This is a genomic window from Stenotrophomonas sp. YJH_SMC_6, from assembly GCF_059371335.1.
The window spans coordinates 350,307-377,083 of record NZ_JCAFUM010000002.1 but is presented as its reverse complement, the minus strand read 5'-3'; the positions used below and the strand labels follow the sequence as shown (position 1 = coordinate 377,083).

Below are 26,777 nucleotides of genomic sequence, written 5' to 3'. Positions count from 1 at the left end.
GTCTACGACGCCGCGCAGCGGCTGACGGACATCGCCGACAGCGCTGGCAACACCATCCACTACACGCTGGACAATGCCGGCAATCGCCTCAAGGAAGACACGCTCGATGCAGGCGGGACGCTGCGCCGTACCCTGGCACGGACGTTCAACACGCTCGGCCAGCTGACCGCACTGAAGGACGCGGGCAATCACGCCACCGGCTTTGCCTACGATGCCAACGGCAACCCGCAGACCGTGACCGACGCCCTGCAGCGCGTGACCAGCCAGCAGTACGATCCGCTCAACCGACTGGCGCAGACCCTGCAGGATGTCGGCGGCGTGGCGGCGGAGATCCGCAGCCAGTACAACGCGCTGGACCAGGTCACCCAGGTCACCGACCCGAAAGGCCTGCATACGACCTATGCCTACAACGGGTTCGGTGACCTGACTGGGCAGGTCAGCCCGGACAGTGGCGCCAGCAGCTTCACCGTGGACGCCGCCGGCAACCGCAAGACGGCCACCGATGCACGCGGCGTCACCGCCACCTATCACTACGATGCGCTCAACCGCCTGATCGGCATTGCCTATCCAGACCCCAATCTGGACGTGGGCTACAGCTATGACGTGGCACCGACTGCCTGTGCCACCGACGAGCGCTTTGCCAAGGGACGCCTGGGGCAGGTGCTGCATGCCAATGGCAGCACCCAGTACTGCCACGACCGCTTCGGCCAGGTCACCCGTAAAGTGCAGACGATCAATGGTGTCGCCAGCACGCTGCGCTACGCCTACAGCAAGTCGGGCCGTCTGACTGCGTTGACCTACCCCGACGGCAGCGTGGCCGACTACGTGCGTGATATCCAGGGCCGCATCAGCCAGATCGGCCTGACCCGGCCCGGCCAGGCGCGCCAGATCGTGGTGAACAACGTGACCTACGCGGCCTTCGGTCCGGCGACAGGCTGGACCTACGGCAATGGCCGCCAGCTGCAGCGTCCGTTGGACCTGGACTATCGACCGCAAGCGGTGCACGACCCGGCCGCGGGCGGCCTGTCGCTGGGCTACGGCTATGACCCGGTCGGTTCGATCACCGAGCTGAAGAACGGCACAGGCTCAACGGTACTCGCCAAGTACGCCTACGACGCGCTGGGTCGCCTGACCCAGACCCAGGACGGCGCGACTGGCACGCCGATTGAAACCTATGCGTATGACGCCACCGGCAATCGCACCGCGCTGACCACTTCGGCGGGCACTGCCAGCTACACCTATCCCGCAACCAGCCACCGGCTGACCGCCGTGGACGGCGAAGCGCGCAACCATGACGCGGCGGGCAACACCACCAGCATCGGCAGCAAGACGTTCACCTACAGCGATGCCAATCGCATGAACGCGGTGAAGCAGGGTAATGCCGCACTGGAGAGCTACGGTTACAACCATCGCGGCGAGCGCGTGCTGCGCAGCCCGGCCGGTGGCGCTGCTCAGATCACCCTGTATGACGAAGCAGGGCAATGGCTGGGCAACTACTCGGCCACGGGCCAGGCGCAGCGGCAGGCCATCTGGCTGGACAACTATCCGGTAGCGCTGATCAACATGCCGGCTACCGGCGTGCCGGAGCTGGCCTACGTCCAACCAGATCATCTGGGTACGCCGCGCGTGGTGGTCGACCCGGTGCGGAATGTCGCGATCTGGGAATGGAGCAACAAGAGCGAGGTATTCGGTAACCAGATTCCGAGTGCTGATCCGGATGGCGATGGTGTGGCGTTCGAGCTGGCACTGCGTTTCCCGGGCCAGCAGGCGACGGATGTGAGTGGGTTGTTCTATAACTACCAGCGTGAATACGACCCGGCGGTGGGGCGGTACTCGCAGAGTGATCCGATTGGGCTCGCAGCGGGGCCAAACACCTTTGGCTACGTGATGGGAAATCCGATGAGTTGGATTGACCCTGAGGGCTTGGAAGTACTTGTATGTAGTCAGCCGGCCTTTGGAGTATCCAACAATCCAATTGATCACCAATGGATTCGTACGGATACAGTTGAGGCAGGCATGGGTGGCACTCGTGGAAACGTACCTGGTAACGACAGTGGAGACATGCCAGGCGATCCCGTGCAGGTGACCAACCATGTCGGTCGTAGCAATGAGCCTGGAGCATTATGCAAAGTGGTTAAAAATGTCGACGAAGCGAGAGTCAATTCCCAGCTTCAGATAGGGAGATCACTTGGTAGGTGGGGGCCTACGAACCATTGCCAATCATTTGTAGCCAAGACACTTTGGAATGCTAGTACAGTCGAACTGCAGCAAGAGCAGAACAAACGATTGCTCAACTCGAAGGTTCCTGGGCTGAGGTAGGTATGAAGAGATACATGACATGCGTCCTGCTGGCGTTGCTTTCTTCGGCATGTGCGGATCAGAAGCAGGGCGCAACGACGAATTCGTTCGACGATGAGCGGATAGAATGTGTTGAGCCCGCTCGACTGAAGATCGAGCCGTGGGGAAAAGCGGGCTCTTTGAAGGGGTGCGAGATTGCTGATGGTCCATTTGTCGCCGCAGATGATGGGTATATTCGTATGCGTGGACAGTTTAAGAATGGGCATAAGGCCGGTGTGTGGCGATGGTACGACCGAAGTGGAAATGTCACTAAAGAAGTCAATTACTCACAGTAGTCTTTGCGGGGGAGGCTGGATGCAGTGTCCTGAAGGACATTCCGTGCCCAGATTCCTCACCCCCGACGAGGTCTCCCTCATCCACAGGCTGCTGCCCGAGACGACCGAGGTGTCCGAACGGTTGTTGAAGGATCTGGCGCTCGCCCAGGTGGAGGACGTGGAGGTCGTCGGATTCGGGGGCGTGGTGTTCCTGTCCAGCACGACCCAGGTCTTCGGAAGTGACATTGCCACGGCGATGCTTGCCGATGCCGACGGCGTGCCGGTGAGAGTCACCCTGTGCCTGGACAATCACGATCAGCTCTTCGAACTGGAGCTGTGGAAGGTGGACTTCTCACCGATCATCGGCGTCAATCTGAGGAGCGCTTTCAGCGAGCACTGACGCCTGCTGAAAGCGATCCAAGCTGAAGGGCGTTACGCATGCCCTTCACCCTTCGGGCTGCAACCGCCCCACCCCCTGCGCGCAAAGCGACTGGCAAGCCATGACCAATCTCTCCATCACCCGGTCGCCCAGGTACTGCCCGGGTTCGCCGTTCTGCCGGGTGCGTTCCGCCGCCAACCGCATTTCCAGCACCACCCGCAATCCATTCAACGCACAATCGGCATCGGCATCGGCATCGGCATCGGCATCGGCATCGGCATCGGCGCGGCGCGGCGAGAGCTTGGCAGCGAGCAGGCAGTTAAGCCGTCCGATGGTGATTGGCCCTTCGTCGATGGGCCTGCCGAACGGCTCAGCTCATCATTGACTCGCTTCAGTGGCCATACGGATTTCCTGAAGCGTCTTGAACCGGGGCATGGTGCGACTCTCTGGCCTGCTGCTGCCATCGGGATAGTAAAAGATGGTCTTGTTGCCTTCGCGCTTTACTTTGGGGCTCACTGAGTGAGTCAGGAATCCGGGATGATAGGCGGGTTCGAAGTGGATGACGCGCGCGTCAAGCGCGCGATATCTTATGAATGTGGGCTCGTCCGTGGTCAGGGTGATGATCTTTCGATGTCCGCCGATGAAATGTTCACTCAGCCACGGATAGTAGTCACGCTTTATTGACATGACACCGTCAGTGCTGACGTTGGGTTCGGCGTTGGGGGCACCATGTGCGGAACGGACCTCGTCAAACATTACAACGACGTCGCCGCCCATGCCCTGAATCACATCACCTCCAAATCTGGATGGATCTCCGTGCTCGACTCCAAAGGTTACGTTGCTGAGTTTCCAGCGGCACGCGCCGCCGCCATCGACTGCCATTGAGGCCTCGTAAACATTTGTTCCTGGGCGGCGCACGGGTCGAATCTCCAGTGGCGCATAGTTGTCTCGTGTACGTTTTCCCCAGTCCAGCATGGACCGGTACGTTGTGGTGCATCTCGTCGAGCGGTACATCACCCGCATATCTCGGGCCACAAGTTCCTCGGGCACCGTGACGGTCACCTTGACCGTGCCTAACTCCGGCTTGGGTGAAAGTGCTTGATTCCGGGTAAGGTGACAGCCGCTTAGAAGCAGGAGGCCGAGGATCGCTGCTTGTTTCGGAAGGCTCATCTGCCGGAGTCGGGACATGCGGCCCCCTTCTGAATGCTGACGATGCCATCGGTGTCCTCTTTCAAACAGAATGTGGCTTCATAGATGGCGGTGGGAAAGTACCAAAGATTCGGAATGTTCCGGCTTGCTTGGAAATAGTAGATTGTGTTCAATTTCAATTGAAAATTTTCCCTATTTTCTTTTGGCCCATCCCGCTCGTAGCCGTCTGGTATTGAGCCGTATGCAATGCAATTGCCAGGCTTTAGCTTCATTGGCTTGGCATCGTCCTTCAGGCGGATGGCCCAGCTTTCGGATTCGAGCGTGTAGTACTCCAGCAGTAGCAGGTTGGCCACTGGGAACGAACCCTTCGCTTTTTCCGGTATGCAGATCGCGGGTGTGCCATCCACAAGCCTGATATCTGCCTCTTCTCTGATCAGCTGGAACGCGTGCGCCATGTCTGGGGCCACGCAGCAACCGGCGGCCACGAGCAACGCCAAGGTGCTTTTGAAATTCTGCATTGGTTTCTGATGCCTCCGTCTGCACAGCTCTGAAAGTGCGAGTGATTCAATTGCCCTGATCACCCTTGCCAGCATGGTCGTGTGGTCAGACGGAAGGGGGCGCGCGCCAGTCTGGAGCGGCCGTCACAGGGCGAGTAAGGCGAAGGGCGTCGCATTTGTGCGGGCGAACGCCGGGGCGAAAAGGGGGCAAAGGCGACATCGATAGAGGCTACTGCTCACCCACCTGCAAGCGCCCCACCGCCTGCGCGCACAACGACTGGCAGGCCATGACCAACCCCTCCATCACCCGGTCGCCCACGTACTCTTCGGGTTCGCCATTCTGCCGGGTGCGTTCGGCCGCCAGCAGCATTTCCAGCACCACCCGCAACCCGCTCAACGCGCAATCGGCATCGGCCAGGGCCAGGCAGCGCCCGGGCAGCTGATGCCGCTCCGGCCACGGCTGCCCATCAGCCGCCGCACCGGAGCCGATGCGGTGGAGATTGGCAATGAAGGTGTTCCTGTCCACTGTTGGCGCAGCCTGTGGCGAACCGTCGTCGCCGGCGGTGCTGCGGTAGGCGTGCAGATGCGGGAAGTCCGATTCGTTCATGGCAAGGCTCCGTGCAGGGCAATCGGTAGCCGCCACCCATAAAAGTGGCGGGCGGTACGTGGTTCGAATCCGGGTTGGTCCCAAGCCGGTGGGCGCGAACGCCCCCACGCACCGCCCGCCATAGCCGGCAGACGGATTGCCAGCCGGCGCCACGGAATGTGGACGCCGACTGGCAAGCGCAATCACTCAGGACCAACTCGGGATTCGAAACCCGGCCACCCTTTTCCGGTGGCACGCCATCTGAGCCCGTGGCGCTGTGCAATGCCAATCAGAAGAGTTGCAAACATCACTCGATTGGAGACGCTTTCGGCATTCTCCCACGCTGTTAAGCACCGCCAGCGCTAGCTGGCGCGGCGGTCCGCCCGCACCGTGCAATCTGCGACAGGTGTCGAGGTTGGGGGGCGTTAGGGAACAAGGGGGGAGGGGCGATGACGACAGGCTCTGAAGGGAAGGGCCTGAGTCGAGCATGGCCCGCCTCTACAAGCGTCAAAGCGTGACGTGCGACTCGGGTTGACGTTCCCAGCCACCAAGCGCAGGCTTGTTCAGCACGTTTCCTAAACAGAAGGAGACTTATGACCGCGACCGCTTCGCTGCACCCCACCCCCGACACCCAGGGCCGTTCCCGCCTGTGGAGTGTGTTCTGGCTGCAGGGCGTCATTCCCAGCAACATTCTGTGGGCGGTGGCCCTCTGGGCCCTGGCCAACCAGCGCACCACGCTGCTGCTGGGGGTATTTGCCGTGCTGCTGCTTTATACCGGCTGGATCATCCCGGCGGTCTGGCGGGCGGCGCCCACCGCGCACAACCCCAACCTGGGTGTGGCGGCGCGCGGGTTGACCGTCGCCTGGGGGCTGAACACCGTGCTGGTGATCTTCTTCCTGACCCTGCAGCTGGTGGCTCAATAGAACTGAACGGGCTCGCCGCCACGGTCGAAGGCGGCGAAGCGGCCGATCTGACCGTCATGGATGGCGTTGACCATCAGCTTCAGCGGGCGCGCGGCTTCGTCGCTGTTGGGTGCGAAACCGCCTCTGCCATCCAGCGCCGCCACGAACACCAGGTCCCAGTCGATGCCGGTGGTGGTCGATTCGGTCGCCAGCGCCTGGAAGCTGGGCACCTCGGCTGGCAGCTTGTCCACGCACAGCACCGGCGACAGGGTGCCGCCCTCGCGGCGGTCATGCCGGTCGCGCTGGTCACCGGTGGGCGATTCGGGCAGCTCGGCGCGCACGAATACGAACAGCAGGCGTTGCGGTTCAGCCTGCTCGCCGGCGGCATGCAGCAGTTGCTGGAAATCGTTCATCATCATGAGGGTTGTCACACGCCCGCTGCACGGAAAGCCGCATGCTGCCACAACGCCTGCCGCGCGGGGCCGAACGCGATTGATTTAAGTCATGCCCATGGAACTGAAGGCCGCGTACTCTGGCAATCGTTCCAGCAGGCGAGGGTATCCGGGCCGTTCCGGGCACAGGCAAGACGGTGGAGCAACAAGGTGGACCAGCCATGAGCCAACTCACCGACGGTTTCGGACGCAGCTTTCCGTACCTGCGCCTGTCGTTGACCGAAGCCTGCAACTTCCGTTGCAGCTACTGCCTGCCCGACGGTTACCAGGCCGATGGCCGCCCGCGCTTCCTGCAGGTGGATGAAATCGCGAGGCTGGTGCGTGCGTTTGCCGCGCTGGGTATGAGCAAGATCCGCCTGACCGGCGGCGAGCCCAGCCTGCGCAAGGATCTGGACGAGATCATCGCCACCGTGGCGGCGGTGCCGGGCATCCGCAAGGTGGCCATCACCACCAATGGCACGTTGCTGCCGCGGCGCCTGCCGGGGTGGCACCGGGCCGGCCTGACTGCGCTGAACGTGAGCATGGACAGCCTGCAGCGCGAACGCTTCAAGACCATCACCGGGCACGACCGCCTGCCGGAGATCGAACAGGGCCTGGCCCTGGCGCAGGCGTTGGGCCTGCCGGCGATCAAGCTCAACGCGGTGCTGCTGCGTGGCCTGAACGATGACGAGTTGCCGCAGTGGATGGACTACCTGCGTGGCCGCCCCTTCAGCGTGCGCTTCATCGAACTGATGCGCACCGGCGACAACGAAGCCTATTTCCAGCGCCACCACCTGCGCGCCGACGTGGTGATCGAGCAGCTGCTGGCCGCTGGCTGGCACGAGCGTCCGCGCGCCGCCGACGCCGGCCCGGCGCGCGAGTTCGGCCACCCCGACCATCGCGGCAGCATCGGCATCATTGCCCCGTATTCGCGTGACTTCTGCAAGGGCTGCAACCGCCTGCGGGTGACCGCCAAGGGCGACTTGCGGCTGTGCCTGTTCGGCGAGTTCGGCGTACCGCTGCGCCCGCTGCTGCAGCGCGATGAGGACCACGACGCGCTGCTGGCACGCATCACCACACAGCTTGGCCTGAAAGCGGCCGGGCATGGACTGCACCAGGGCCAGACCGGGCTGACCCCGCACCTGGCCTCCATCGGAGGATGAGCAACACGATGAGTGGGGAATTGAATGCGGCCTTCCACATGGCCGATGTCCGTAACAAGCGCATCAGCCGCCGCCGTGCGGTGGCGGTGGGCGAGCTGCATGCCGGTCCAGTGGCCTATCCGCTGATCGTCGAGCGCCGCCTGCCCAAAGGCGATGCGCTGGTGATGGCCGAGATTGCCGGCCTGCAGGGCGCCAAGATGGCGTCGATGCTGATGCCGCTGTGCCATCCGCTGCCGCTGGAACTGGTGCAGGTGTTCTGCGCACCGGTGCCGGAGCGGCAGGCGATCCGCGTGTGGTGCGAGTGCGCCAGCGAGGCACGCACCGGCGTCGAGATGGAGGCGCTGGCTGGTGTCAACGCGGCGTTGCTGACCCTGTACGACCTGAGCAAGCCAGTGGAACCGGCACTGCGCATCGAAGGCATCCGCCTGCTGTTCAAGGAAGGCGGCAAGCGCGGGGTCTGGCTGCACCCGGATGGCATGGACGAGGCCGAGCGCGTGCGTTTCAACCCACGTGCACCTAAGGGGTTGGAGGGTGCGGCCTGCGCGGTGATTACGCTGAGCGATCGCGCCAGCGAAGGCACTTATGAGGATGTGTCCGGCCCGACCCTGGTGACCGGCCTGAGAAAGCTGGGTGGCGACGTAGTGGCCGCCGAAGTGCTGCCCGATGGCATCGAGCCGTTGGCGGGCCGCCTGCAGGCCTTGGCTGCCGAGGGCGTGCGCCTGTGCCTGTGTACCGGTGGTACCGGGCTGGGCCCGCGTGACCTGACCCCGGAGGCGCTGCGTTCCTTGAACGCGCGGCCCGTGCATGGCCTGGCGCAGATGGTGCGGGCCCTGAGTGCGCAGCACACGCCGATGGCCTGGCTGAGCCGCGCCGAGGTGGTACAGCTGGGCAACATGCTGGTGTTCGCATTGCCCGGCAGCCCGAAGGCGGCGGCGCAGTGCCTGGATATCCTGGCGCCGGTACTGGGCCATGCCCTGGCGATGGTCGAGGGGGATGGCCACTGATGATTGCCTACAGCGATGCCTTGCAGCACCTGCTGGACGCGGCCAAGCCGCTGCCGGCCGAGCATCTGCCGCTGCATGAGGCCGCGGGCCGCACGCTGGCCCGTGACATCCACAGCGCGCAGTCGCTGCCGCCGTTCGACAATTCGGCGATGGACGGCTTCGCGCTGCGCGCCAACGGCACGGCGTTCGAGGCCGGTACCGAATTTGCCGTGCAGGGTTGGCAGGCGGCCGGCGATGCTGGCGCCGAAGGCGGCGAGGGTGCCTGGGAAATCATGACCGGTGCGCGCATGCCGGTTGGGCTGGATACGGTGGTGCCGGTCGAGAATGTGGAGATCCTCGCCAGCGAGGACGGCCGCCCGGCCCGCATCGCCCTGAAGACATCGGTGAAGCCGGGCCAGAACGTGCGCCTGCGCGGCGAGGATGTGAGCGACGGCGAGCGCGTGCTGCGGGCCGGGCAGTTGCTGGACATCAACGCGCGCACCCTGCTGCATGCCATCGGCGTGGGCGAGGTGGCGGTGGTGGCACGGCCGAAGGCGGCGGTGATCGCCACCGGCAAGGAACTGGTGACCGAGGCGGCGCAGACGCTGGAATCCGGTCAGATCCGTGACAGCAACCGGCCGTACCTGGTCGGCCGCCTGCAGGCCGCCGGTGCCGAGGTGGTCTGGCAGGGCACGGTGGGCGACGACGTGGCCGCGTTCAACGCGGTACTGGATGCAGCGCTGGACGCGGGTGCGCAGCTGTTGATCAGCACCGGCGCGGTGTCGGCCGGCCGCTACGATTTCATTCCCGACGCGCTGCGCGGCCGGGGTGCGCGCATCGTGTTCCACAAGGTGGCGATCCGCCCCGGCAAGCCGCTGCTGTTTGCGGTGCTGCCCAATGGCGCGCTGTATTTCGGCCTGCCCGGCAACCCGGTGTCGGCTGCGGTGGGCCAGCGCTTCTTCGTTGAGCCGGTACTGCGCCGCCTGCTGGGGCTGGCGCCGGAGCTCATGTTGCAGCTGCCGCTGCAGGCCGACGTGCGCAAGCCGCCGGGCCTGCGCTTCCACGCGCGTGCGCGGGTGGAAATGGACGGACAGGGACGCCTGAGTGCGCGCGTGCTGTCCGGGCAGGAGTCGTTCCGTTTGATGTCCATGCTGCAGGCCAACGCCTGGGTGGTGCTGGAGGCCGAGGGAGACCTGGCCAGCGCTGGCACCTACGTGCGCGTGCAGGGCTGGGGTCACCACGAACCGGTGCAGCTGGTGAGCCAGGAGTCATGATGAAACAGGTGAATCTGCAGTTGTTCGGTGCGTTTTCCGATCTGGATGCCAGCCGCGAGATCGCCGTGGATGTGGCCGGTGGCACCGTGGCCGATCTGCGCCAGGCGCTGCGCGAGCTGCTGCCGCTGCGTTGGCCGGGTTTCCGTGCCGGCCTGCTGGACTACTCGGCGTTCGCCGACCAGCAACGCGTGCTGCGCGACCACGAGGCGCTGCCCGACGATGGCCGCGTGGCGATCCTGCCGCCGGTGAGCGGGGGCTGAGCGATGAGCGAGAAGATCATCGCGAAGGTGGTGGACCGCGCGCAGGCGGCAATCGATCCGGCCGAGGGCATCGCGGCGGTTTCCGATCCGGGCTTCGGCGGCATCGATGTGTTCATCGGCAAGGTGCGCGACGTCAACATCGGCCGGCTGGTGACCGGGATCACCTACGACCTGTTCGAGCCGCTGGTGCTGAACGAGTTCAAGCGCCTGGCCGCCGAGGTCGAGGCGGCGTTCGGTCCGAAGCTGAAGCTGTATGTGGCCCACGCCAAGGGCCGGTTGGGCATCGGCGATGTGGCGGTGGTGGTGGCCGCGGGCAGCCCGCACCGCGACGAAGCGTTCCGCGCGTGCCGGCAGTTGATCGAGGTGGTCAAGCACCAGTGCCCGATCTGGAAGCAGGAGCACTACGAGGACGGCGACAGCGAGTGGAGCGAGGGTTGCAGCCTGTGCCATGCGGACAGCGAACCCGCCCATGCCCATGATCATGCGCACGACCACGGGCATTGACCCCACCCTTCAGGGCGGCGCGGGGTTCAGTAGATCCACGCCATGCGTGGATGAGGCCTTTCCCGAGCACCCGGCCGGCGCAGCCACGCATGGCGTGGCTCTACGGCGATGAGCGTCAACGGCATCGTGCTGGCCGGCGGCCTGTCCACCCGGATGGGCCGCGACAAGGCGCTGCTGCCGTGGCAGGGGCGGACCTTGCTGGAACACATGCGGGGCCTGTTGATGCAGGCTGGCGCACGCGAGGTCTGGGTCAGCGGAAATTACCCGGCGTTCGGCGGCGTGCCGGACCGCGTGGCACGTTGCGGGCCGCTGGGCGGGCTCTACAGCGTGGCGATGCGCATGCCCGATGGCCCGGCCTGGGTGGTGCCGGTGGATACGCCGCTGCTGCCGCCGCGATTGCTGCAGCAATTGCGTGACGGCCATCGCGGTCCATGCACGATCTTTGCCGGCCATCCCCTGCCCATGCTGGTGGATATAGACGATGCTTGTCGCAACGTACTTGAATCGATGCTGGGCGACCCGGACGGTCCGCGCTCGCTGCAGGCCCTGCAGCGTCGTCTTGGCGTGAATTCCGTGGCGCTGGCGCCGGTTGACGAGGCCGGGCTGGTCAACTGCAATACCCCCGAACAATGGGAGGATGTTGCGTCATGAAAGTGCAGTTGCAGGACCAATCGGTACGGCTTCGCCTGGACGAGGCCGAGCTGGCGCGCCTGCTGGCCGGTGAAACGGTCGAGAACATGACCCGCTTCGGCGGTATCGAAGGCTGGGGCATGGCGGTGTCGCTGCATGGCGGCGATCAACCGGTACTGCTCGACGGAGGCACCTTCTGCCGCCTGGTACTGCCGCGCTCGGCCGTCGAGGCCTTGGCGGCGCGGCTGCCGTGCCGCGATGGCCTGCCATTCGACATTGCCCTGGAAGATGGAAGCCAGCTTCAGCTGCAGTTCGATGTGGACGTGCGCGACAGCGTGCGCCAGCGCGGGGTGACCCGCCGCAGCACCGCTTCATCGGTTTGACATTTGTCAGGGGCAGGGTGGAAACCGGCCCCTGATTGATCCAGATCAACCCCGTCGTTGTTGCTGCACGGCCTAATGGCTGCATGACGACGGGTCACAACTTGAAACGCAGTACCCACGTCATTCCACAGCCTTGGAGCCATGTATGACCGTCGGTAGCGATCCTGTTGTCCGCAGCACTGCCAGTCCCGGTCGCGTCATCAGCGACTGGACGCCGGAGGACCCGGGCTATTGGGAGCGCACCGGCAAGCGGGTCGCCACCCGCAATCTGGTCATCTCGATCCCCTCGCTGCTGCTGGCCTTCTCGGTCTGGGTGCTGTTCTCGGCGGTGTCGATCAGCCTGCCGAAGATCGGCTTCAACTTCAGCACCGACCAGCTGTTCTGGCTGGTGGCGCTGCCCAGCCTGTCCGGCGCGACCCTGCGCATCTTCTATTCGTTCGTGATCCCGATCTTCGGCGGCCGCCGCTGGACCGCGCTGTCCACCGCATCGCTGCTGGCGCCGACGCTTTGGCTCGGCTATGCGGTGCAGGACCCGGCCACGCCGTACTGGGTGTTCGTGGCCATCGCGATCCTGTGTGGTTTCGGCGGCGCGAACTTCTCGTCGTCGATGTCCAACATCTCCTTCTTCTACCCCAAGCAGAAGCAGGGCCTGGCGCTGGGCCTGAACGCCGGCCTGGGCAATGTGGGCGTGTCGGTGGCGCAGGCGGTGATTCCGCTGGTCATCACCGTGGGCGTATTCGGTGCGCTGGGTGGTGCACCGCAGCCCGCGGTGGAGGGTGGGGCACCGCTGTTCCTGCAGAACGCCGGTTTCATCTGGGTGCCGGCCATCGCGCTGTGCGCCATCGCGGCCTGGTTCGGCATGAACGACCTGACCAGCGCCCGCTCGTCGTTCTCCGAGCAGGCGGTGATCTTCCGCCGCAAGCACAACTGGCTGATGTGCTGGCTGTACATCGGCACCTTCGGTTCCTACATCGGTTTCTCGGCCGGCTTCCCGATGCTGGTGAAGAGCCAGTTCCCGGACGTGAACCCGCTGGCCTACGCCTTCATCGGCCCGCTGCTGGGCGCGCTGATGCGCTCGGTGGGTGGCAGCATGGCCGACCGCTGGGGTGGTGCACGCCTGACCTTCTGGGTGTTCGCGCTGATGATCGCGGCAGTGTTCGGCGTGCTGCACTTCCTGCCCAGCGATGGCCAGGGCGGCAACTTCTACGGCTTCCTGCTCAGCTTCATGGCGCTGTTCGTGCTCAGTGGCATCGGCAACGGCACCACCTTCCGCATGATCCCGGTGATTTTCCGCACCCTGCATGAGCGCTGGTCGGCCAACGACAACGCCGAGGGCAAGGCCACGGCCGCACACCAGGCCAGCATCGAGTCGGCCGCAGTGGTCGGTTTCTCCGGTGCGATCGGTGCCTACGGCGGTTTCTTCATTCCCAAGAGCTACGGCTCGTCCATTACGTTGACCGGCAGCCCCGACATGGCGCTGTACGGATTCGTTGTTTTCTATGTCACCTGCCTGGCCGTGACCTGGTGGTGGTACTACCGGCGCGGTGCCGAGACACCCTGCTGACGACATGAAAACGCACCGCAGCCAGATGACACACACAGCCACGATGCCGATGTCCGCAAAGGGAGATCCCCGATGAGTTATTTCCTCGATCGCTTGCAGTTCTTCAAGCGTGACCCCCAGACCTTTGCCGATGGCCATGGTTTTGCCAAGAGCGAGGGCCGCGACTGGGAAAACAGTTACCGCGCCCGCTGGCAGTACGACAAGATCGTACGATCCACCCACGGCGTGAACTGCACCGGCTCCTGCAGCTGGAAGATCTACGTCAAGAACGGCCTGGTCACCTGGGAAACCCAGCAGACCGACTACCCGCGCACACGCCCGGACCTGCCCAACCATGAACCACGTGGCTGCCCGCGTGGCGCCAGCTATTCCTGGTACCTGTACAGCGCCAACCGGCTGAAGTACCCGCTGATCCGCGGCACGCTGCTGCGCCTGTGGCGCGAAGCACGCAAGAGCAAGGCCCCGGTCGATGCCTGGGCCAGCATCGTGGAGGACAAGGAGAAGGCGCGTTCGTACAAGACCCGCCGCGGCATGGGTGGCTTCGTGCGCCTGCAGTGGGAAGAGGCCAACGAGATCATCGCCGCCTCCAACCTGTATACGGTGAAGCAGTACGGCCCGGACCGCGTGGTCGGGTTCTCGCCGATTCCGGCGATGTCGATGGTGTCCTACGCCGCCGGTGCGCGATATTTGTCGCTGCTGGGTGGCGCCTGCCTGTCCTTCTACGACTGGTACTGCGACCTGCCGCCGGCCTCGCCGCAGATCTGGGGCGAGCAGACCGACGTGCCCGAATCGGCCGACTGGTACAACAGTCGCTACATCATCGCCTGGGGCTCGAACGTGCCGCAGACGCGTACGCCCGATGCACATTTCTTCACCGAGGCGCGCTACAACGGCACCAAGACGGTGGCGATCTGCCCGGACTATTCCGAGCTGGCCAAGCTGACCGACCACTGGCTGCACCCCAAGCAGGGCACCGACGCGGCGCTGGCCTTTGCCTTCGGCCATGTGATCCTGCGCGAGTTCCATGTTGATTGGCCCTCGCAGTATTTCCAGGACTACTGCCGCCAGTACTCGGACATGCCGATGCTGGTGCGTCTGGAGCGTCGCGACGATGGCCGCCTGGTGGCGGGCCGCTTCCTGCGTGCCAGTGAGCTGGGCGGGCTGGGTGAAGCCAACAACCCGGACTGGAAGACCCTGGCCTACGACGAGAACAGCGGCCAGATCGTGGTGCCCAACGGCTCGATCGGTTTCCGCTGGGGCGAGAAGGGTCGTTGGAACATCGAAGAGAAGGCCAGCAATGGCGCCGATACGCGCCTGCGCCTGAGCTTGTCCGAGGCCAACGACGGCATCGAGGCAGTGAGCTTCCCGTACTTCGGTGGCATTGAAAGCGATGGCTGGACCGCTGCACCGGCCGAAGAAGTACTGGACCGCAACATTCCGGTGCGCCGACTGGCCACGGCCGATGGCGGCGAGACGCTGGTGGCCACGGTCTACGACCTGCTGCTGGCCCAGTACGGCGTGGACCGTGGCTTTGGCGGCGGCAACGTGGCATCGAGCTTCGATGACATGGTGCCGGGCACGCCGGCGTGGCAGGAACGCATCACCGGCGTGTCGCGCGCCGAGGTGATCGAGATCGCCCGCGAGTTCGCGCGTACCGCCGACAAGACCCACGGCCGATCGATGATCATCGTCGGCGCGGGCATGAACCACTGGTTCCACAACGACATGAACTACCGCGGCCTGATCAACATGCTGATCATGTGCGGCTGCGTGGGCCAGACCGGTGGCGGCTGGGCGCATTACGTGGGCCAGGAAAAGCTGCGCCCGCAGACCGGCTGGCAGCCGCTCGCATTCGGCCTGGACTGGAGCAAGCCGCCGCGCCACATGAACGGCACTTCGTTCTTCTACTTCAACACCGGGCAGTGGCGCTACGAGAAGCTGCAGGTGGACGAGCTGCTGTCGCCGCTGGCCGATGCGAGCAAGTACGGCGGCAGCCTGGCCGACCTGAACCTGCGCGCGGTGCGCATGGGCTGGCTGCCGAGCACCCCGCAGCTGGACCGCAACCCGCTGCAGCTGGTACGCGAGGCCGAAGCGGCCGGCGTGGCCCCGGCGGACTATGCGCTGGGCAAGTTCAAGGACGGCTCGCTGGACTTCGCCTTCGCCGACCCGGACGCCAGCCAGAACCACCCGCGCATGATGTTCATCTGGCGCTCGAACCTGCTGGGTTCCTCGGGCAAGGGCCACGAGTACATGCTGCGGCACCTGCTGGGTACGCGCCACGGGCTGCAGGGCAAGGACCTGGGCGAAATGGGCGCAGTGAAGCCGCAGGAGGTGAAGTGGCGCGACGAGGCGCCGGAAGGCAAGCTGGACCTGCTGGTCACGCTCGACTTCCGCATGTGCACCACCGCGCTGTACTCGGACATCGTGCTGCCGACGGCAACCTGGTACGAGAAGGACGACCTCAACACCTCGGACATGCACCCGTTCATCCACCCGCTGTCGAAGGCGGTGGACCCGGCCTGGGAATCGCGCAGTGACTGGGACATCTTCAAGGAGGTGGCCCGCACCGTGAGCGAGATGGCGCCGGGCGTGCTGGGTGTGGAGAAGGACCTGGTGCTGGTGCCGACCCTGCACGACACCCCCAACGAGCTGGGCATGCCGTTCGGCGTAGCCGACTGGAAGAAGGGCGAGTGCGAGGCCATTCCGGGCCAGACCATGCCGTCGATGACGGTGGTTGAGCGTGACTACCCGAACCTGTACCGCAAGTTCACCTCGCTCGGCCCACTGCTGGACAAGCAGGGCAATGGCGGCAAGGGCATGAGCTGGGACACGAAGCACGAGGTCGAGTTCCTCGGCAAGTTGAACCACACCGTGCACGAAGAAGGCGTAAGCCAGGGGCGCCCGGCCATCTCGACCGCGATCGACGCGGCCGAAGTGATCCTGCACCTGGCGCCGGAAACCAACGGCCACGTGGCGGTGAAGGCCTGGGAATCGCTGGGCACCTTCACCGGCCGCGAGCACACCCACCTGGCCGTGGGCAAGGAGCACGAGGCGATCCGCTTCCGTGACATCCAGGCACAGCCGCGCAAGATCATTTCCTCGCCGATCTGGTCGGGCCTGGAAGACGACAACGTCAGCTACAACGCCGGCTATACCAACGTGCACGAGCTGATTCCGTGGCGCACGGTGACCGGTCGCCAGCAGTTCTACCAGGACCACGAGTGGATGATCGACTTTGGCGAGGCCTTCATGAGCTACCGGCCGCCGGTCAACACGCGCACGGTGGAGCCGCTGCTGAACCAGCGCCCGAACGGCAACAAGGAGATCGTGCTGAACTGGATCACCCCGCACCAGAAGTGGGGCATCCACAGCACCTACAGCGACAACCTGATCATGCAGACACTGTCGCGCGGTGGCCCGATCGTGTGGATCAGCGAGGACGACGCGCGCAGCGCCGGCATCGTCGACAACGACTGGATCGAGCTGTTCAACGTCAACGGTGCGATTGCTGCGCGCGCGGTGGTCAGCCAGCGCGTGATGCCGGGCATGGCGATGATGTACCACGCCCAGGAACGCATCATCAACGTGCCGGGCTCGGAGATTTCCGGCACCCGCGGCGGCATCCACAACTCGGTGACCCGCATCGTGCTCAAGCCCACCCACATGATCGGTGGCTACGCGCAGCTGGCCTACGGCTTCAACTACTACGGCACCTGCGGAACCAACCGCGATGAGTTCGTGATCGTGCGCAAGATGGACAAGATCGATTGGTTGGACGATGAGCAGCCCGCTGGTGCTTCGGCATCGGCCAGCAAGGAGGTGGTGTGATGAAGGTCCGTGCACAGATCGCGATGGTGCTTAACCTGGACAAGTGCATCGGCTGCCATACCTGCTCGATCACCTGCAAGAACGTCTGGACTTCGCGCGAGGGCGTCGAGTACGCCTGGTTCAACAACGTGGAAACCAAGCCGGGCATCGGCTACCCGAAGGAATGGGAAAACCAGGAGAAGTGGAACGGTGGCTGGGTGCGCACCGGCAGCGGCAAGCTGGTGCCACGCGCGGGTGGCCGCTGGCGCATGCTGGCCAAGATCTTCGCCAACCCGGACCTGCCGCAGATCGACGACTACTACGAGCCGTTCGATTTCGACTACCAGAACCTGCACACCGCCAAGGACAGCCAGCACCAGCCCACCGCGCGGCCGCGTTCGCTGATCAGTGGCGAGCGCATGCAGAAGATCGAGTGGGGCCCGAACTGGGAGGAGATCCTCGGTTCGGAGTTCAGCAAGCGATCGCGCGACTACAACTTCGACCAGGTGCAGAAGGAGATCTACGGCGCCTTCGAGAAGACTTTCATGATGTACCTGCCGCGCCTGTGCGAGCACTGCCTGAACCCGGCGTGCGTGTCGGCGTGCCCCTCGGGCGCGATCTACAAGCGCGAGGAAGATGGCATCGTGCTGATCGACCAGGACAAGTGCCGCGGCTGGCGCATGTGCGTGTCGGCCTGCCCGTACAAGAAGATCTACTACAACTGGAAGAGCGGCAAGTCGGAGAAGTGCATCTTCTGCTACCCGCGCATCGAGATGGGTGAGCCGACCGTGTGCTCGGAAACCTGCGTGGGCCGCATCCGCTACCTGGGCGTGATGCTGTACGACGCCGACCGCATCGCCGAGGCCGCTTCGGTGGCCGCCGAGAAGGACCTGTACCAGGCCCACCTGGATATCTTCCTGGACCCGAACGATCCGGCGGTGATCGCCGCCGCGCGCAAGGAGGGCATCCCGGACAGCTGGCTGGAGTCTGCCAAGCAGTCGCCGGTGTACAAGCTGGCGATCGACTGGAAGCTGGCGCTGCCGCTGCACCCGGAATACCGCACGCTGCCGATGGTCTGGTACGTGCCGCCGCTGTCGCCGATCCAGTCTGCCGCCGAGCGTGGCCGCGTGGGCATGAGCGGGGAACTGCCGGACGTGGCGTCGCTGCGCATTCCGATGCGCTACCTGGCCAACCTGCTGACGGCCGGTGACGAGGCGCCGGTGGTACGCGCGCTGGAGCGGCTGATGGCGATGCGTGCCTGGCGCCGGGCCAGGAACGTGGACGGCGTGGAAGACACCTCGGTGCTGGAACAGACCGGGCTGAGCATCGCCCAGGTGGAGGAGATGTACCGCTACCTGGCCATCGCCAACTACGAGGACCGTTTCGTGATTCCGACCGGCCACCGCGAGTACGCCAACGACGCCTTCGGCGAGCGCGGCGGCTGCGGCTTCACCTTCGGCAACGGCTGCAATGGTGACAGCCCGGCCGACCTGTTCGGCCAGCGCAAGACCACCACCTTCGTGGTGGACAAGGGCCCGAACCACCGCCGCAAGGAGGTGGTGTGATGAGCGTGCTCAAGCTGGTCGGGGTATTGCTGGACTACCCCCGCGAAGAACTGTGGGAGCACGGCGAGGAACTGCTCGCCGCCTGTGACGACCCGGCGCTGAACGCCGCCCGCCGCCAGCAGCTGCGCAGCTTCGTGCAGCAGCTGCTGGCCACCGATGCGCTGGATGCGCAGGCGGCGTGGCTGGCCAGTTTCGACCGCGGCCGTTCGATGAGCCTGCTGCTGTTCGAACACATCCATGGCGAGTCGCGGGACCGTGGCCAGGCCATGGTCGATCTGGTCGAAACCTACCGCCGCAACGGCTTCGAACTGGATGCACGCGAGCTGCCGGATTACCTGCCGCTGCTGCTGGAGTTCCTGGCCCATCGCCCAGGCAGCGAGGCCCGCGAGTGGCTGCACCACATCGGCCATATCGCCGGGATGCTGGCGGCGCGTGCCGCCGAGCGGGAGCTGCCGCACCGGGTGCTGTTCGAGATCCTGGTCGAAGCCGGTGACGGCAAGGCCGATCTGCAGGCGCTGCGCCAGCGTGCCAGCGAGGAAGTCCGCGACGATACCGCCGAGGCCATGGACCGTTTGTGGGAGGAGGAGGCGGTGCGCTTCGGCGCCGAAGCTCCTGCCGAAGACTGCAAGCCGCCCGTGCGTTCGCCGGCCCGTCCTTCGCATCGAGAGGTCCAGCCATGAGTTACTCCCTGCATCAATTCGCCTTCCAGTACTACCCGTACATCGCCGTGGCGGTGCTGCTGATCGGCAGCTGGGCCCGCTATGACAGGGCCATGTATACCTGGCGCACCGGCTCCAGCCAGATGCTGTCGGACAAGGGCATGCGGATCGGCAGCAACTGCTTCCACATCGGCATCCTGGCCATCCTCGGTGGCCACCTGGTCGGCCTGCTGACCCCGCACGCGGTGTACGAGCACTTCATCACCTCCTCGCAGAAGCAGATGCTGGCGATGGTGGTCGGTGGTGTGTTCGGCGCACTGTGCTTCATCGGCATCAGCATCCTGCTGGTGCGCCGCCTGTTCAACGCGCGCGTGCGGGCCACCGGCAGCTTCGGTGACACCCTGGTGCTGGTGTTGCTGTTCGCCCAGCTGTGCCTGGGCCTGTACAGCATCCGCATCTCGTCCGGCCACCTGGACGGCGGGGTGATGGTGCAGCTGGCCGAGTGGGCACAGCACATCGTGACCTTCCGTGCCGGTGCCGCCGACTACATCGAGGGCGTCAGCTGGGTCTACAAGATGCATATCTTCCTGGGCCTGACCCTGTTCCTGATCGCGCCGTTCACGCGCCTGGTGCACGTGTGGAGCATTCCGATCAGCTACCTGTGGAGGCCGTACCAGGTGGTGCGCCGCCGCCAGGCCACGCTGCGCTACGGTCCGCGGGAGTAAGTCATGGGCAGCCTGCCGAAATTCCTGCCGATCACCGTGATCGACTCCGCTGCGCCGGTTCCCGCCGAGGCGCATTCGCACCACCATGACGCGGCAGCGCAGGGGCCGCGCTCGCTCGGGCAGCCGGCACCGTGCCGGCTGTTCGTGGACGAGACCGCGATCAGCGAGGCCGACATCGCCCGCGAGATGCAGCACCACCGGGCGATGCGCCCGGAGCAGTCTCGTGCCGAAGCGGCACGTGCACTGGTGGTGCGCGAGCTGCTGCGCCTGGAAGCGCAGCGGCTTGGGCTGCAGGCGCCGGAGGGCAACCGAGTAAGCGACGAGGAAGTGCTGATCCAACAGCTGCTGGAAGATGCGATCAAAGACCGCGTACCGAGTGATGAAGACTGCCGCCGGTACTTCGAGCAGAACCCGGAGCGCTTCCGCTCCCCCGACCGCGTGCGTCTGCGCCATATCCTGCTGGCCGCGCCGGCCGACGACGTGGCTGGGCGCTTCGCCGCACGTACCGAGGGCGAGCGGCTGGTCGGGCTGCTGAAAGAGTCGCCGCACCTGTTCGCCGATTTCGCCCTGCGCCATTCGCGTTGCCCATCCAGCAGCGAGGGCGGCGACCTGGGCTGGCTGCAGCGTGGGCAGACCACGCCGGAGTTCGACCGCCAGGTGTTCCGCCTGCGCGAGGGCCTGGCCGGTTTCCCGGTGGAATCGCGCTGGGGCTACCACGTGGTCTGCGTCGATGCACGCGAGGAAGGCCAGCCGCAGCCGTTCGAGGCGGTGCTGCCGCAGCTGCGTGACTACCTGGAGCTGCAGGTACGCCAGCGTGAAGTGCAGGCCTACCTGCTGCAGCTGCAGGAACGCTACCCGGTGCGCGGGCTGGATGAGATCGAAGCCGAAGCGGATATCGGCTGAACCCCCTTGAACGAGGAGAATTCATGAACCAGGCCCTTGCCCCCGCCAGTGCCGGGCAGCAGCAACGTGCGCTGTGGCTGAGCACGTTCGCCTTCACCGTGTGCTTTGCGGTGTGGATGATCTTTTCGATCATCGGCATCCAGATCAGTCAACAGCTCGGCTTGAATGACACCCAGTTCGGCCTGTTGATCGCCACGCCGGTGCTGACCGGTGCGGTCAGCCGGGTCTTCCTCGGCATATGGTCCGACCAGTTCGGTGGCCGCAAGGTGATGGTGCTGGTGATGCTGTGTGGCGCAGTGGCCACCTGGATGCTGACCTATGCCCAGACCTACACCCAGTTCCTGATTGCCGCGCTGTGCGTGGGTATCGCCGGCGGCAACTTCTCGGTGGGCGTGGCCTACGTCTCGAAGTGGTTCCCGGCCAGCAAGCAGGGCACCGCACTGGGCATCTTCGGTGCTGGCAACATCGGCTCGGCGGTGACCAAGCTGCTGGCGCCGCTGGTGATGGTGGCGGCCGGCTGGACCATGGTCGCCAAGGTCTGGGCCGTCGCGCTGGCCGTCACGGCGGTGCTGTTCTTCCTCTTCAGCAAGGAAGATCCGTCGCTGGAGCAGCGCCGTCGCGAAGGCGTGAAGCCGGTGCCGTTCGCCGAGCAGATGGCGCCACTGAAGAACCTGCAGGTGTGGCGGTTCTCGCTGTACTACTTCTTCGTGTTCGGTGGCTTCGTGGCGCTGGCGCTGTGGCTGCCGCACTACCTGGTGGGCGCCTATGGCATGGACGTGGGCCACGCCGGCATGCTGGCGGCGTGCTATTCGATCCCGGCCAGCCTGTTCCGCGTGGTCGGTGGCTGGATGTCGGACCGGATGGGGGCGCGCCGGATGATGTACTGGACCTTCGGCGTGTCGGCCATCTGCACCTTCCTGCTGGCCTACCCGGATACCGAGTATGTGGTGAAGGGCATCCATGGCCCGATCCACTTCCATCTGGCCATCGGCGTGGTGATGTTCACCGTGCTGGTGTTCGTGCTGGGCTTCTTCATGTCGCTGGGCAAGGCCGCGGTCTACAAGCACATCCCGGTGTACTACCCCAAGCACGTGGGTGCCGTGGGCGGCGTGGTTGGCATGATCGGTGGCCTGGGTGGCTTCATCCTGCCGATCGTGTTCGGTGCATTGAACGATGCGGTGGGCATCTGGAGCAGCTGCTTCATGCTGCTGTTCGTGCTGGTGGCCGCTGCACTGGCCTGGATGCACTTCGCGATCCGCCGTATGGAACGCCGCCACTTCCCGCAGATCGACCGCGAAACCGACCTGCCCGAAGCCATCGATGCGGCCGCCGCCGAGCGGGTGCGCGGTGGGTGAAGGTGTTTGCCGGCCAGCGGCCGGCACTACCAGGGCGGCGCGCCGTGCGTCCGTTGATCGTTCGCGCGGCGGGTGAAGGGTGCTGCCGGCCAGCGGCCGGCACTACCAAATGGTGGGTGAAGGGGTAGTGCCGGACGCTGGCCGGCAGCAACCGCCAGATGCGCCACGCTTGATTTCAATCAGGGCCACGCGAAGAGGAACGCCCGAAGATGTCTGCCATGAGCTTCCACGTTGACGAGAGCGAGGACACTGCGCTGCAGGCTGCATTGCTGCGGCAACCGCGGCACGTGCTGTTTCCGCCGGCTGACCAGTTCAGTACTGGTTTTGGCGAAAGCGGCTGGCGCGCTGCCATGCGCGCCAGCAATGAGCACCTGATCCCACGCGGCTTGACGCTCGGCTTCCAGGTCGGTCGTGGCGGGCGCGGTGTGCCGCCGCAGGCCTATCTGGACACCTTGCTGCTGGCGCTGCGGCTGCAGGCCGACGTGCTGGCCGAGGACCGTGAAGTGGTGGCGATGGTACTGCAGCTGGGGCTGGCCGAGACGTTGCCGCCGCCGCAGCTCGGCCAGCTGCTGGATGCGGTGCCGCAGCACCTGCGCACCGTGGCGCGGCCCCAGGTGGAGGTGCGGCTGGACGCAGGCAGCGCGCTGGCGCCGGCGCAGCTGCGTGCGGTGGGCTGCACCCGTTTGAACGTGATCGATCGCGCCGATGCACCGGGGCCGACCCTGCTGGCACAGGCGCGACAGGTGGGCTTCACCGCGCGCTACTACCAGTTGCGGGTACCCGGCAGCGAGGACGCTGGCTTCATTGAACGGCTGCACGAGGTGCTGGCCGAGGCACCGGAGCGCATCCTGCTGCCGGCGCCGTGTGCGCTGCCAGAATACCCCTCGGCCGTCCATTGGCTGCAGGCCTGGCGCCTGCTGCGCGCTGCGGGTTACGAACCGATTGGTGGCGATCACTATCAGCGCGGCGATCTGCCGAACCCGCACGGTCCGGGCGATGGCCAGCGCCATTGCGATCTTGCCAGCGTGCCACGCCGCGACCGCAGTGATTTCATCGGGCTTGGCCTGTCTGCCTGCAGCCAGATCGGCGAGGTGTTCTACCGGCTGGAGGACGAACTGGGCGAATGGCGTGCGCGGCTGCTGGCGGGTCACATGGGAGTCTCCGCCGGGCTGATCCTGTCCGAGGACGAGCGGTTGGTGGCCGAAGTGGCGCAGAGCATCGCCTGTGACCACGCCCTCGATGCGGCTGCCTTCGAGTGGCGCAACGATGAACCGTTCGAGGAATGTTTCGCCGAACAGCTGCCCGCGTTGTCGCCGCTGCTGGCACGCGGCTGGGCGCAGTGGGATGCGCGCGTGCTGCGCCTGGCCGAAGAAGGGCGCCTGCTGTGGCGTATGATGGCCGCATGCTTCCGGCCGGCGGCCGCCATCGCTTGAGTCTTGCCCCGATGTCTTCAATTCCGCCTTCGCAGGGCCGTCTCGGCCGGGCCACACCCAACCCCGCCGCCGCCGATGATGGCGACGCACTGCACTTCTGCAGCACCTGCGCGTTCTCCGACGCATGCATGTCGCAGGGTTACGACAAGACCGCACTGGGCGACCTGCACGTGCTGGTCGACCATGTCGGTCCGTTCCATGCAGGTGACTACATCTTCCGCGCCGGCGAATCGTTCGATTCGATTGCTGCAGTGCGCGCGGGCATGGTCAAGACCTTCGTCGATGACAGCCAGGGCAACGAGCAGGTGCTGGGCTTCAGCCTGCCGGGCGAAGTGATCGGCCTCAACGCGATCCACGGTTCGCGCTTCCCCTGCAATGCGGTGGCGCTGGACACCGTGCACCTGTGCCGCATCTCGTTCCCCAAGCTCAGCCTGTTGGCGACCCGCATGCCGGGGCTGCAGGCCAAGCTGTTCAGCCTGCTCAGTGCGGAGATCGGCAAGGTCGCGACCCTGGCCGCCAACCACCGTACCGAAGAACGCATGGCCGCGTTCCTGCTGGACATGTCCGAGCGCTACGCGCGGCGCGGTTTCTCCGCCACGCGCTTCAACCTGACGATGGCGCGTACCGAGATCGCCAATTACCTGCGGATGGCGCCGGAAACCGCCAGCCGCGTGCTGCGCCGCCTGAGCGATGATGGGATCATTGCGGTGAAGCAGCGCGAGATCCTGTTGCTGCAGCCCGAGCGCCTGGCAGCGCTGGCGGTGGCCGACGAATCCGATCCGAACTGAACCTGGCCGGGAGCCGACGATGAAGCGAGCTGGACTGTTGTTGCTGGGAATGCTGGCTGCAGTACCGGCCTGGGCGGCCGACCTGACGGTGTCGGCGGCTTCGAGCCTGACCGAGAGCTTCCGCGAGCTGGGCGCGGCGTATGAGAGGGCGCACCCGGGAACCAAGGTCGATTTCAACTTCGCCGCATCCGGCGTGTTGCTGCAGCAGATCAGCCGTGGCGCACCGGTGGATGTGTTCGCGTCGGCCGATGAAACCACGATGGACCAGGCCCAGCAGCAGGACCTGCTGGCGGCCGGTACCCGCGAGGTGTTCGCGGTGAACGCACTATGGGTGGTGGTGCCGCCGCAGGCCAAGGCTGCGCCGCGTACCTTGAAGGACCTGGCCGGTGCCGGTGTGCAGCGCGTTGCGCTGGGCAACCCGGACAGCGTGCCGGTTGGCCGCTATGCCAAGGGCGCGCTGGAAGCGGCGGGCCTGTGGCCGTCGGTGCAGGGCAGGATCATCACGACGCAGAACGTGCGCCAGTCGCTGGATTACGTGGCGCGCGGTGAAGTGGATGCGGGCTTCGTCTATGCCACAGATGCACAGGCGATGCCCGACCGGGTGCGCCGCGCCTTCGCGGTTCCGGTGGCGGGGCGCATTGCCTATCCGCTGGCGGTGACCAAGGCCAGCGCGCAGTCGGCCGAAGCCAGGCGCTTCACCGCCTTCGTGCGTTCGGCGCCGGGCCAGGCGATCCTGGCCAAGCACGGGTTCGGCAAGCCCTGACGCATGGATCTCGACTGGAGCGCACTGGGGTTGTCGCTGAAGGTGGCCGGCTGGGCCACCGCGATCAATCTGGTGCTGGGCGTGGCACTGGGCGCGCTGCTGGCGCGGCGGCGCTTTCCCGGCCGCGAGCTGCTGGATTCGCTGCTGACCCTGCCGATGGTGCTGCCACCGACGGTGCTGGGCTATTACCTGCTGGTGCTGATCGGCCGCAACGGCCCGATCGGCGCGTGGCTGCAGTCGTGGTTCGGCATCAACCTGGTGTTCACCTGGCAGGCCGCGGTGATCGCCGCGGCGGTGGCTTCGCTGCCGCTGGTGTTCAAGCCGGCACGCGCGGCGTTCGAAGAAGTGGACGGGCAGCTGGAGCAGGCCGCGCGCACGCTTGGAGTGTCCGAAGCAGCGGTGTTCTTCCGCGTCACGCTGCCGCTGGCGTGGCGCGGCATTCTTGCCGGCCTGCTGCTGGCCTTCGCACGCGCGATGGGTGAGTTTGGCGCGACATTGATGGTGGCCGGCAGCATTCCGGGACGCACGCAGACGCTGTCGATCGCCATCTACGAGGCGGTGCAGGCCGGCCAGGATGGCAAGGCCAATGCGCTGGTGATCCTGACTTCGGTGGTGTGCATCGTGATCCTGTTGCTGGCAGCGCGGCTGGTGGGCGGGCGTCGCCGGGAGCTGCGCGATGTGGCTTGACCTGCAGGTGCGGCGCCGCCTGCAGGCGGCCGGCCAGGATTTCGTGTTGGACGTATCGCTGCAGTGCACGCAGCGCCAGGTGGTGCTGTTCGGACCTTCAGGCGCCGGCAAGAGCCTGACCCTGAAGGCGGTGGCCGGGCTGCTGCGGCCGGGCCAGGGCCATGTGCGCCTGCAGGGGCAGACCCTGTTCGACGCGGCCACCGCTGTGGATCTGCCGCCGCAGCGCCGCCGGCTGGGCTACGTGTTCCAGGATTACGCGTTGTTCCCGCACCTGAGCGTGCGCCAGAACGTGGCGTTCGGGCTGCAGAAGGGCTGGTTGAATCCGCGGGTCGGCCAGCGTTTCGATGCGGTGGAGCAGTGGCTGCACGCATTCCGCATCGACACGGTGGGCGATCTGCTGCCGTCGCAGGTCTCCGGTGGCCAGCGCCAGCGCACTGCATTGGCGCGCGCCCTGGTGACGCAGCCGCAAGCGCTGCTGCTGGATGAGCCGTTCTCCGCACTGGACCATGACCTGCGCCAGCACCTGCGCCAGGAGCTGGAGACCGTGCTGGACAAGACCGGCATTCCGCTGCTGTTGATCAGCCACGATCCACAGGACGTGGCGATGTTCGGTCAGCAGGTGGCGCGCATGGTGGATGGTCGCATCGTCGGCGGTTGACCCGTGATGGACCCACCGGCGACGGTGGGTCACATCTGATGGTAGTGCCGGCCGCTGGCCGGCAACCAAGGGATACTGGGCAGCCGGCCAGCGGCCGGCTCTACCGTGATGCACGGG

The 26,777-nt window shown here is 65.6% G+C and carries 26 protein-coding genes and 1 pseudogene; 22 read left to right on the top strand and 5 right to left on the bottom strand.

Annotated features, from left to right (window positions below):
• Positions 1–2,319, top strand: a 2,319-nt coding sequence (locus AC5P9N_RS03455; protein ID WP_495223811.1) for an RHS repeat-associated core domain-containing protein, incomplete at its 5' end; no start/stop codon positions are given.
• 357 nt (positions 2,320–2,676) lie between these two features.
• The gene (locus AC5P9N_RS03450; RefSeq protein ID WP_024958378.1) at positions 2,677–3,012 is read left to right on the top strand and encodes a DUF6984 family protein; all 336 of its coding nucleotides are present in this window, start codon (positions 2,677–2,679) and stop codon (positions 3,010–3,012) included.
• Positions 3,013–3,057: 45 nt separating this feature from the next.
• On the opposite strand, the pseudogene AC5P9N_RS03445 reads toward AC5P9N_RS03450, so the two are convergent.
• From AC5P9N_RS03445 to AC5P9N_RS03430, 4 genes and pseudogenes are all read right to left on the bottom strand, one after another.
• Positions 3,058–3,240 (bottom strand): annotated as a pseudogene (locus tag AC5P9N_RS03445) (hypothetical protein); the annotation flags it as partial.
• Between the two features lie 129 nt (positions 3,241–3,369).
• Positions 3,370–4,179 (bottom strand): hypothetical protein, encoded by an 810-nt coding sequence (locus AC5P9N_RS03440; RefSeq protein WP_065428927.1) that lies wholly within the window; start codon positions 4,177–4,179, stop codon positions 3,370–3,372.
• Positions 4,158–4,658: a hypothetical protein gene (locus tag AC5P9N_RS03435; RefSeq protein WP_049469440.1), complete on the bottom strand. Its 501-nt coding sequence runs from the start codon at positions 4,656–4,658 to the stop codon at positions 4,158–4,160. The genes AC5P9N_RS03440 and AC5P9N_RS03435 overlap by 22 nt, the downstream gene beginning before the upstream one ends.
• A gap of 208 nt (positions 4,659–4,866) precedes the next feature.
• The gene (locus tag AC5P9N_RS03430) at positions 4,867–5,244 is read right to left on the bottom strand and encodes a hypothetical protein (RefSeq protein WP_049469437.1); all 378 of its coding nucleotides are present in this window, start codon (positions 5,242–5,244) and stop codon (positions 4,867–4,869) included.
• 572 nt (positions 5,245–5,816) lie between these two features.
• On the opposite strand from AC5P9N_RS03430, the gene AC5P9N_RS03425 reads away from it, so the two are divergent.
• Entirely contained in the window at positions 5,817–6,146 is a 330-nt protein-coding gene (locus tag AC5P9N_RS03425) for a hypothetical protein (protein WP_005416862.1), read from the top strand.
• Here AC5P9N_RS03425 and AC5P9N_RS03420 read toward each other — a convergent pair.
• Positions 6,140–6,544: a hypothetical protein gene (locus tag AC5P9N_RS03420; protein WP_012480480.1), complete on the bottom strand. Its 405-nt coding sequence runs from the start codon at positions 6,542–6,544 to the stop codon at positions 6,140–6,142. The genes AC5P9N_RS03425 and AC5P9N_RS03420 overlap by 7 nt on opposite strands.
• Before the next feature lie 194 nt (positions 6,545–6,738).
• Between AC5P9N_RS03420 and moaA the strand changes: the two genes are divergently transcribed.
• The 19 genes from moaA to AC5P9N_RS03325 all read left to right on the top strand — a co-directional run bounded on the left by moaA (position 6,739) and on the right by AC5P9N_RS03325 (position 26,660).
• A complete protein-coding gene (moaA, locus tag AC5P9N_RS03415; protein WP_012480479.1) occupies positions 6,739–7,719 on the top strand; it encodes a GTP 3',8-cyclase MoaA in 981 nt (326 codons plus the stop codon).
• 8 nt (positions 7,720–7,727) lie between these two features.
• Positions 7,728–8,723, top strand: a complete 996-nt coding sequence (gene moaCB / locus AC5P9N_RS03410) for a bifunctional molybdenum cofactor biosynthesis protein MoaC/MoaB (protein WP_043033279.1) — start codon at positions 7,728–7,730, stop codon at positions 8,721–8,723.
• Entirely contained in the window at positions 8,723–9,976 is a 1,254-nt protein-coding gene (locus tag AC5P9N_RS03405) for a molybdopterin molybdotransferase MoeA (protein ID WP_062606550.1), read from the top strand. The genes moaCB and AC5P9N_RS03405 overlap by 1 nt, the downstream gene beginning before the upstream one ends.
• Positions 9,976–10,236, top strand: a complete 261-nt coding sequence (locus AC5P9N_RS03400) for a MoaD/ThiS family protein (RefSeq protein WP_019337814.1) — start codon at positions 9,976–9,978, stop codon at positions 10,234–10,236. The genes AC5P9N_RS03405 and AC5P9N_RS03400 overlap by 1 nt, the downstream gene beginning before the upstream one ends.
• Before the next feature lie 3 nt (positions 10,237–10,239).
• Positions 10,240–10,740, top strand: coding sequence for a molybdenum cofactor biosynthesis protein MoaE (locus AC5P9N_RS03395; RefSeq protein ID WP_012480475.1), 501 nt, complete (start codon positions 10,240–10,242; stop codon positions 10,738–10,740).
• A gap of 108 nt (positions 10,741–10,848) precedes the next feature.
• Positions 10,849–11,391: a molybdenum cofactor guanylyltransferase gene (mobA, locus tag AC5P9N_RS03390; RefSeq protein WP_012480474.1), complete on the top strand. Its 543-nt coding sequence runs from the start codon at positions 10,849–10,851 to the stop codon at positions 11,389–11,391.
• Positions 11,388–11,753: a DUF7009 family protein gene (locus tag AC5P9N_RS03385; protein WP_012480473.1), complete on the top strand. Its 366-nt coding sequence runs from the start codon at positions 11,388–11,390 to the stop codon at positions 11,751–11,753. Before mobA ends, AC5P9N_RS03385 begins: the two co-directional genes overlap by 4 nt.
• Positions 11,754–11,898: 145 nt before the next feature.
• Positions 11,899–13,317 (top strand): NarK family nitrate/nitrite MFS transporter, encoded by a 1,419-nt coding sequence (locus AC5P9N_RS03380; protein WP_024958836.1) that lies wholly within the window; start codon positions 11,899–11,901, stop codon positions 13,315–13,317.
• Positions 13,318–13,389: 72 nt separating this feature from the next.
• Entirely contained in the window at positions 13,390–17,145 is a 3,756-nt protein-coding gene (locus tag AC5P9N_RS03375) for a nitrate reductase subunit alpha (RefSeq protein WP_049470800.1), read from the top strand.
• Positions 17,145–18,689, top strand: a complete 1,545-nt coding sequence (gene narH, locus AC5P9N_RS03370) for a nitrate reductase subunit beta (protein WP_012480470.1) — start codon at positions 17,145–17,147, stop codon at positions 18,687–18,689. The genes AC5P9N_RS03375 and narH overlap by 1 nt, the downstream gene beginning before the upstream one ends.
• Positions 18,689–19,369: a nitrate reductase molybdenum cofactor assembly chaperone gene (gene narJ / locus AC5P9N_RS03365; protein ID WP_049439032.1), complete on the top strand. Its 681-nt coding sequence runs from the start codon at positions 18,689–18,691 to the stop codon at positions 19,367–19,369. The genes narH and narJ overlap by 1 nt, the downstream gene beginning before the upstream one ends.
• Positions 19,366–20,073: a respiratory nitrate reductase subunit gamma gene (narI, locus tag AC5P9N_RS03360; RefSeq protein ID WP_012480468.1), complete on the top strand. Its 708-nt coding sequence runs from the start codon at positions 19,366–19,368 to the stop codon at positions 20,071–20,073. The genes narJ and narI overlap by 4 nt, the downstream gene beginning before the upstream one ends.
• 3 nt (positions 20,074–20,076) lie before the next feature.
• The gene (locus AC5P9N_RS03355; RefSeq protein ID WP_012480467.1) at positions 20,077–20,976 is read left to right on the top strand and encodes a peptidylprolyl isomerase; all 900 of its coding nucleotides are present in this window, start codon (positions 20,077–20,079) and stop codon (positions 20,974–20,976) included.
• Between the two features lie 23 nt (positions 20,977–20,999).
• A complete protein-coding gene (locus tag AC5P9N_RS03350; RefSeq protein WP_164212702.1) occupies positions 21,000–22,331 on the top strand; it encodes an MFS transporter in 1,332 nt (443 codons plus the stop codon).
• Positions 22,332–22,549: 218 nt separating this feature from the next.
• Entirely contained in the window at positions 22,550–23,764 is a 1,215-nt protein-coding gene (locus AC5P9N_RS03345; protein WP_044570336.1) for an oxygen-independent coproporphyrinogen III oxidase, read from the top strand.
• An 11-nt stretch (positions 23,765–23,775) separates the two neighbouring features.
• Positions 23,776–24,552, top strand: a complete 777-nt coding sequence (locus tag AC5P9N_RS03340; protein ID WP_010485317.1) for a helix-turn-helix domain-containing protein — start codon at positions 23,776–23,778, stop codon at positions 24,550–24,552.
• A 19-nt stretch (positions 24,553–24,571) separates the two neighbouring features.
• Positions 24,572–25,315 carry a molybdate ABC transporter substrate-binding protein gene (gene modA, locus AC5P9N_RS03335; protein ID WP_099484138.1) on the top strand — a complete coding sequence of 248 codons (744 nt, stop codon included), beginning with the start codon at positions 24,572–24,574 and terminating at the stop codon, positions 25,313–25,315.
• Between the two features lie 3 nt (positions 25,316–25,318).
• Entirely contained in the window at positions 25,319–26,002 is a 684-nt protein-coding gene (gene modB / locus AC5P9N_RS03330; protein ID WP_005409908.1) for a molybdate ABC transporter permease subunit, read from the top strand.
• Entirely contained in the window at positions 25,992–26,660 is a 669-nt protein-coding gene (locus tag AC5P9N_RS03325; RefSeq protein WP_033835076.1) for a sulfate/molybdate ABC transporter ATP-binding protein, read from the top strand. The genes modB and AC5P9N_RS03325 overlap by 11 nt, the downstream gene beginning before the upstream one ends.
• Positions 26,661–26,777 lie beyond the last annotated feature (117 nt).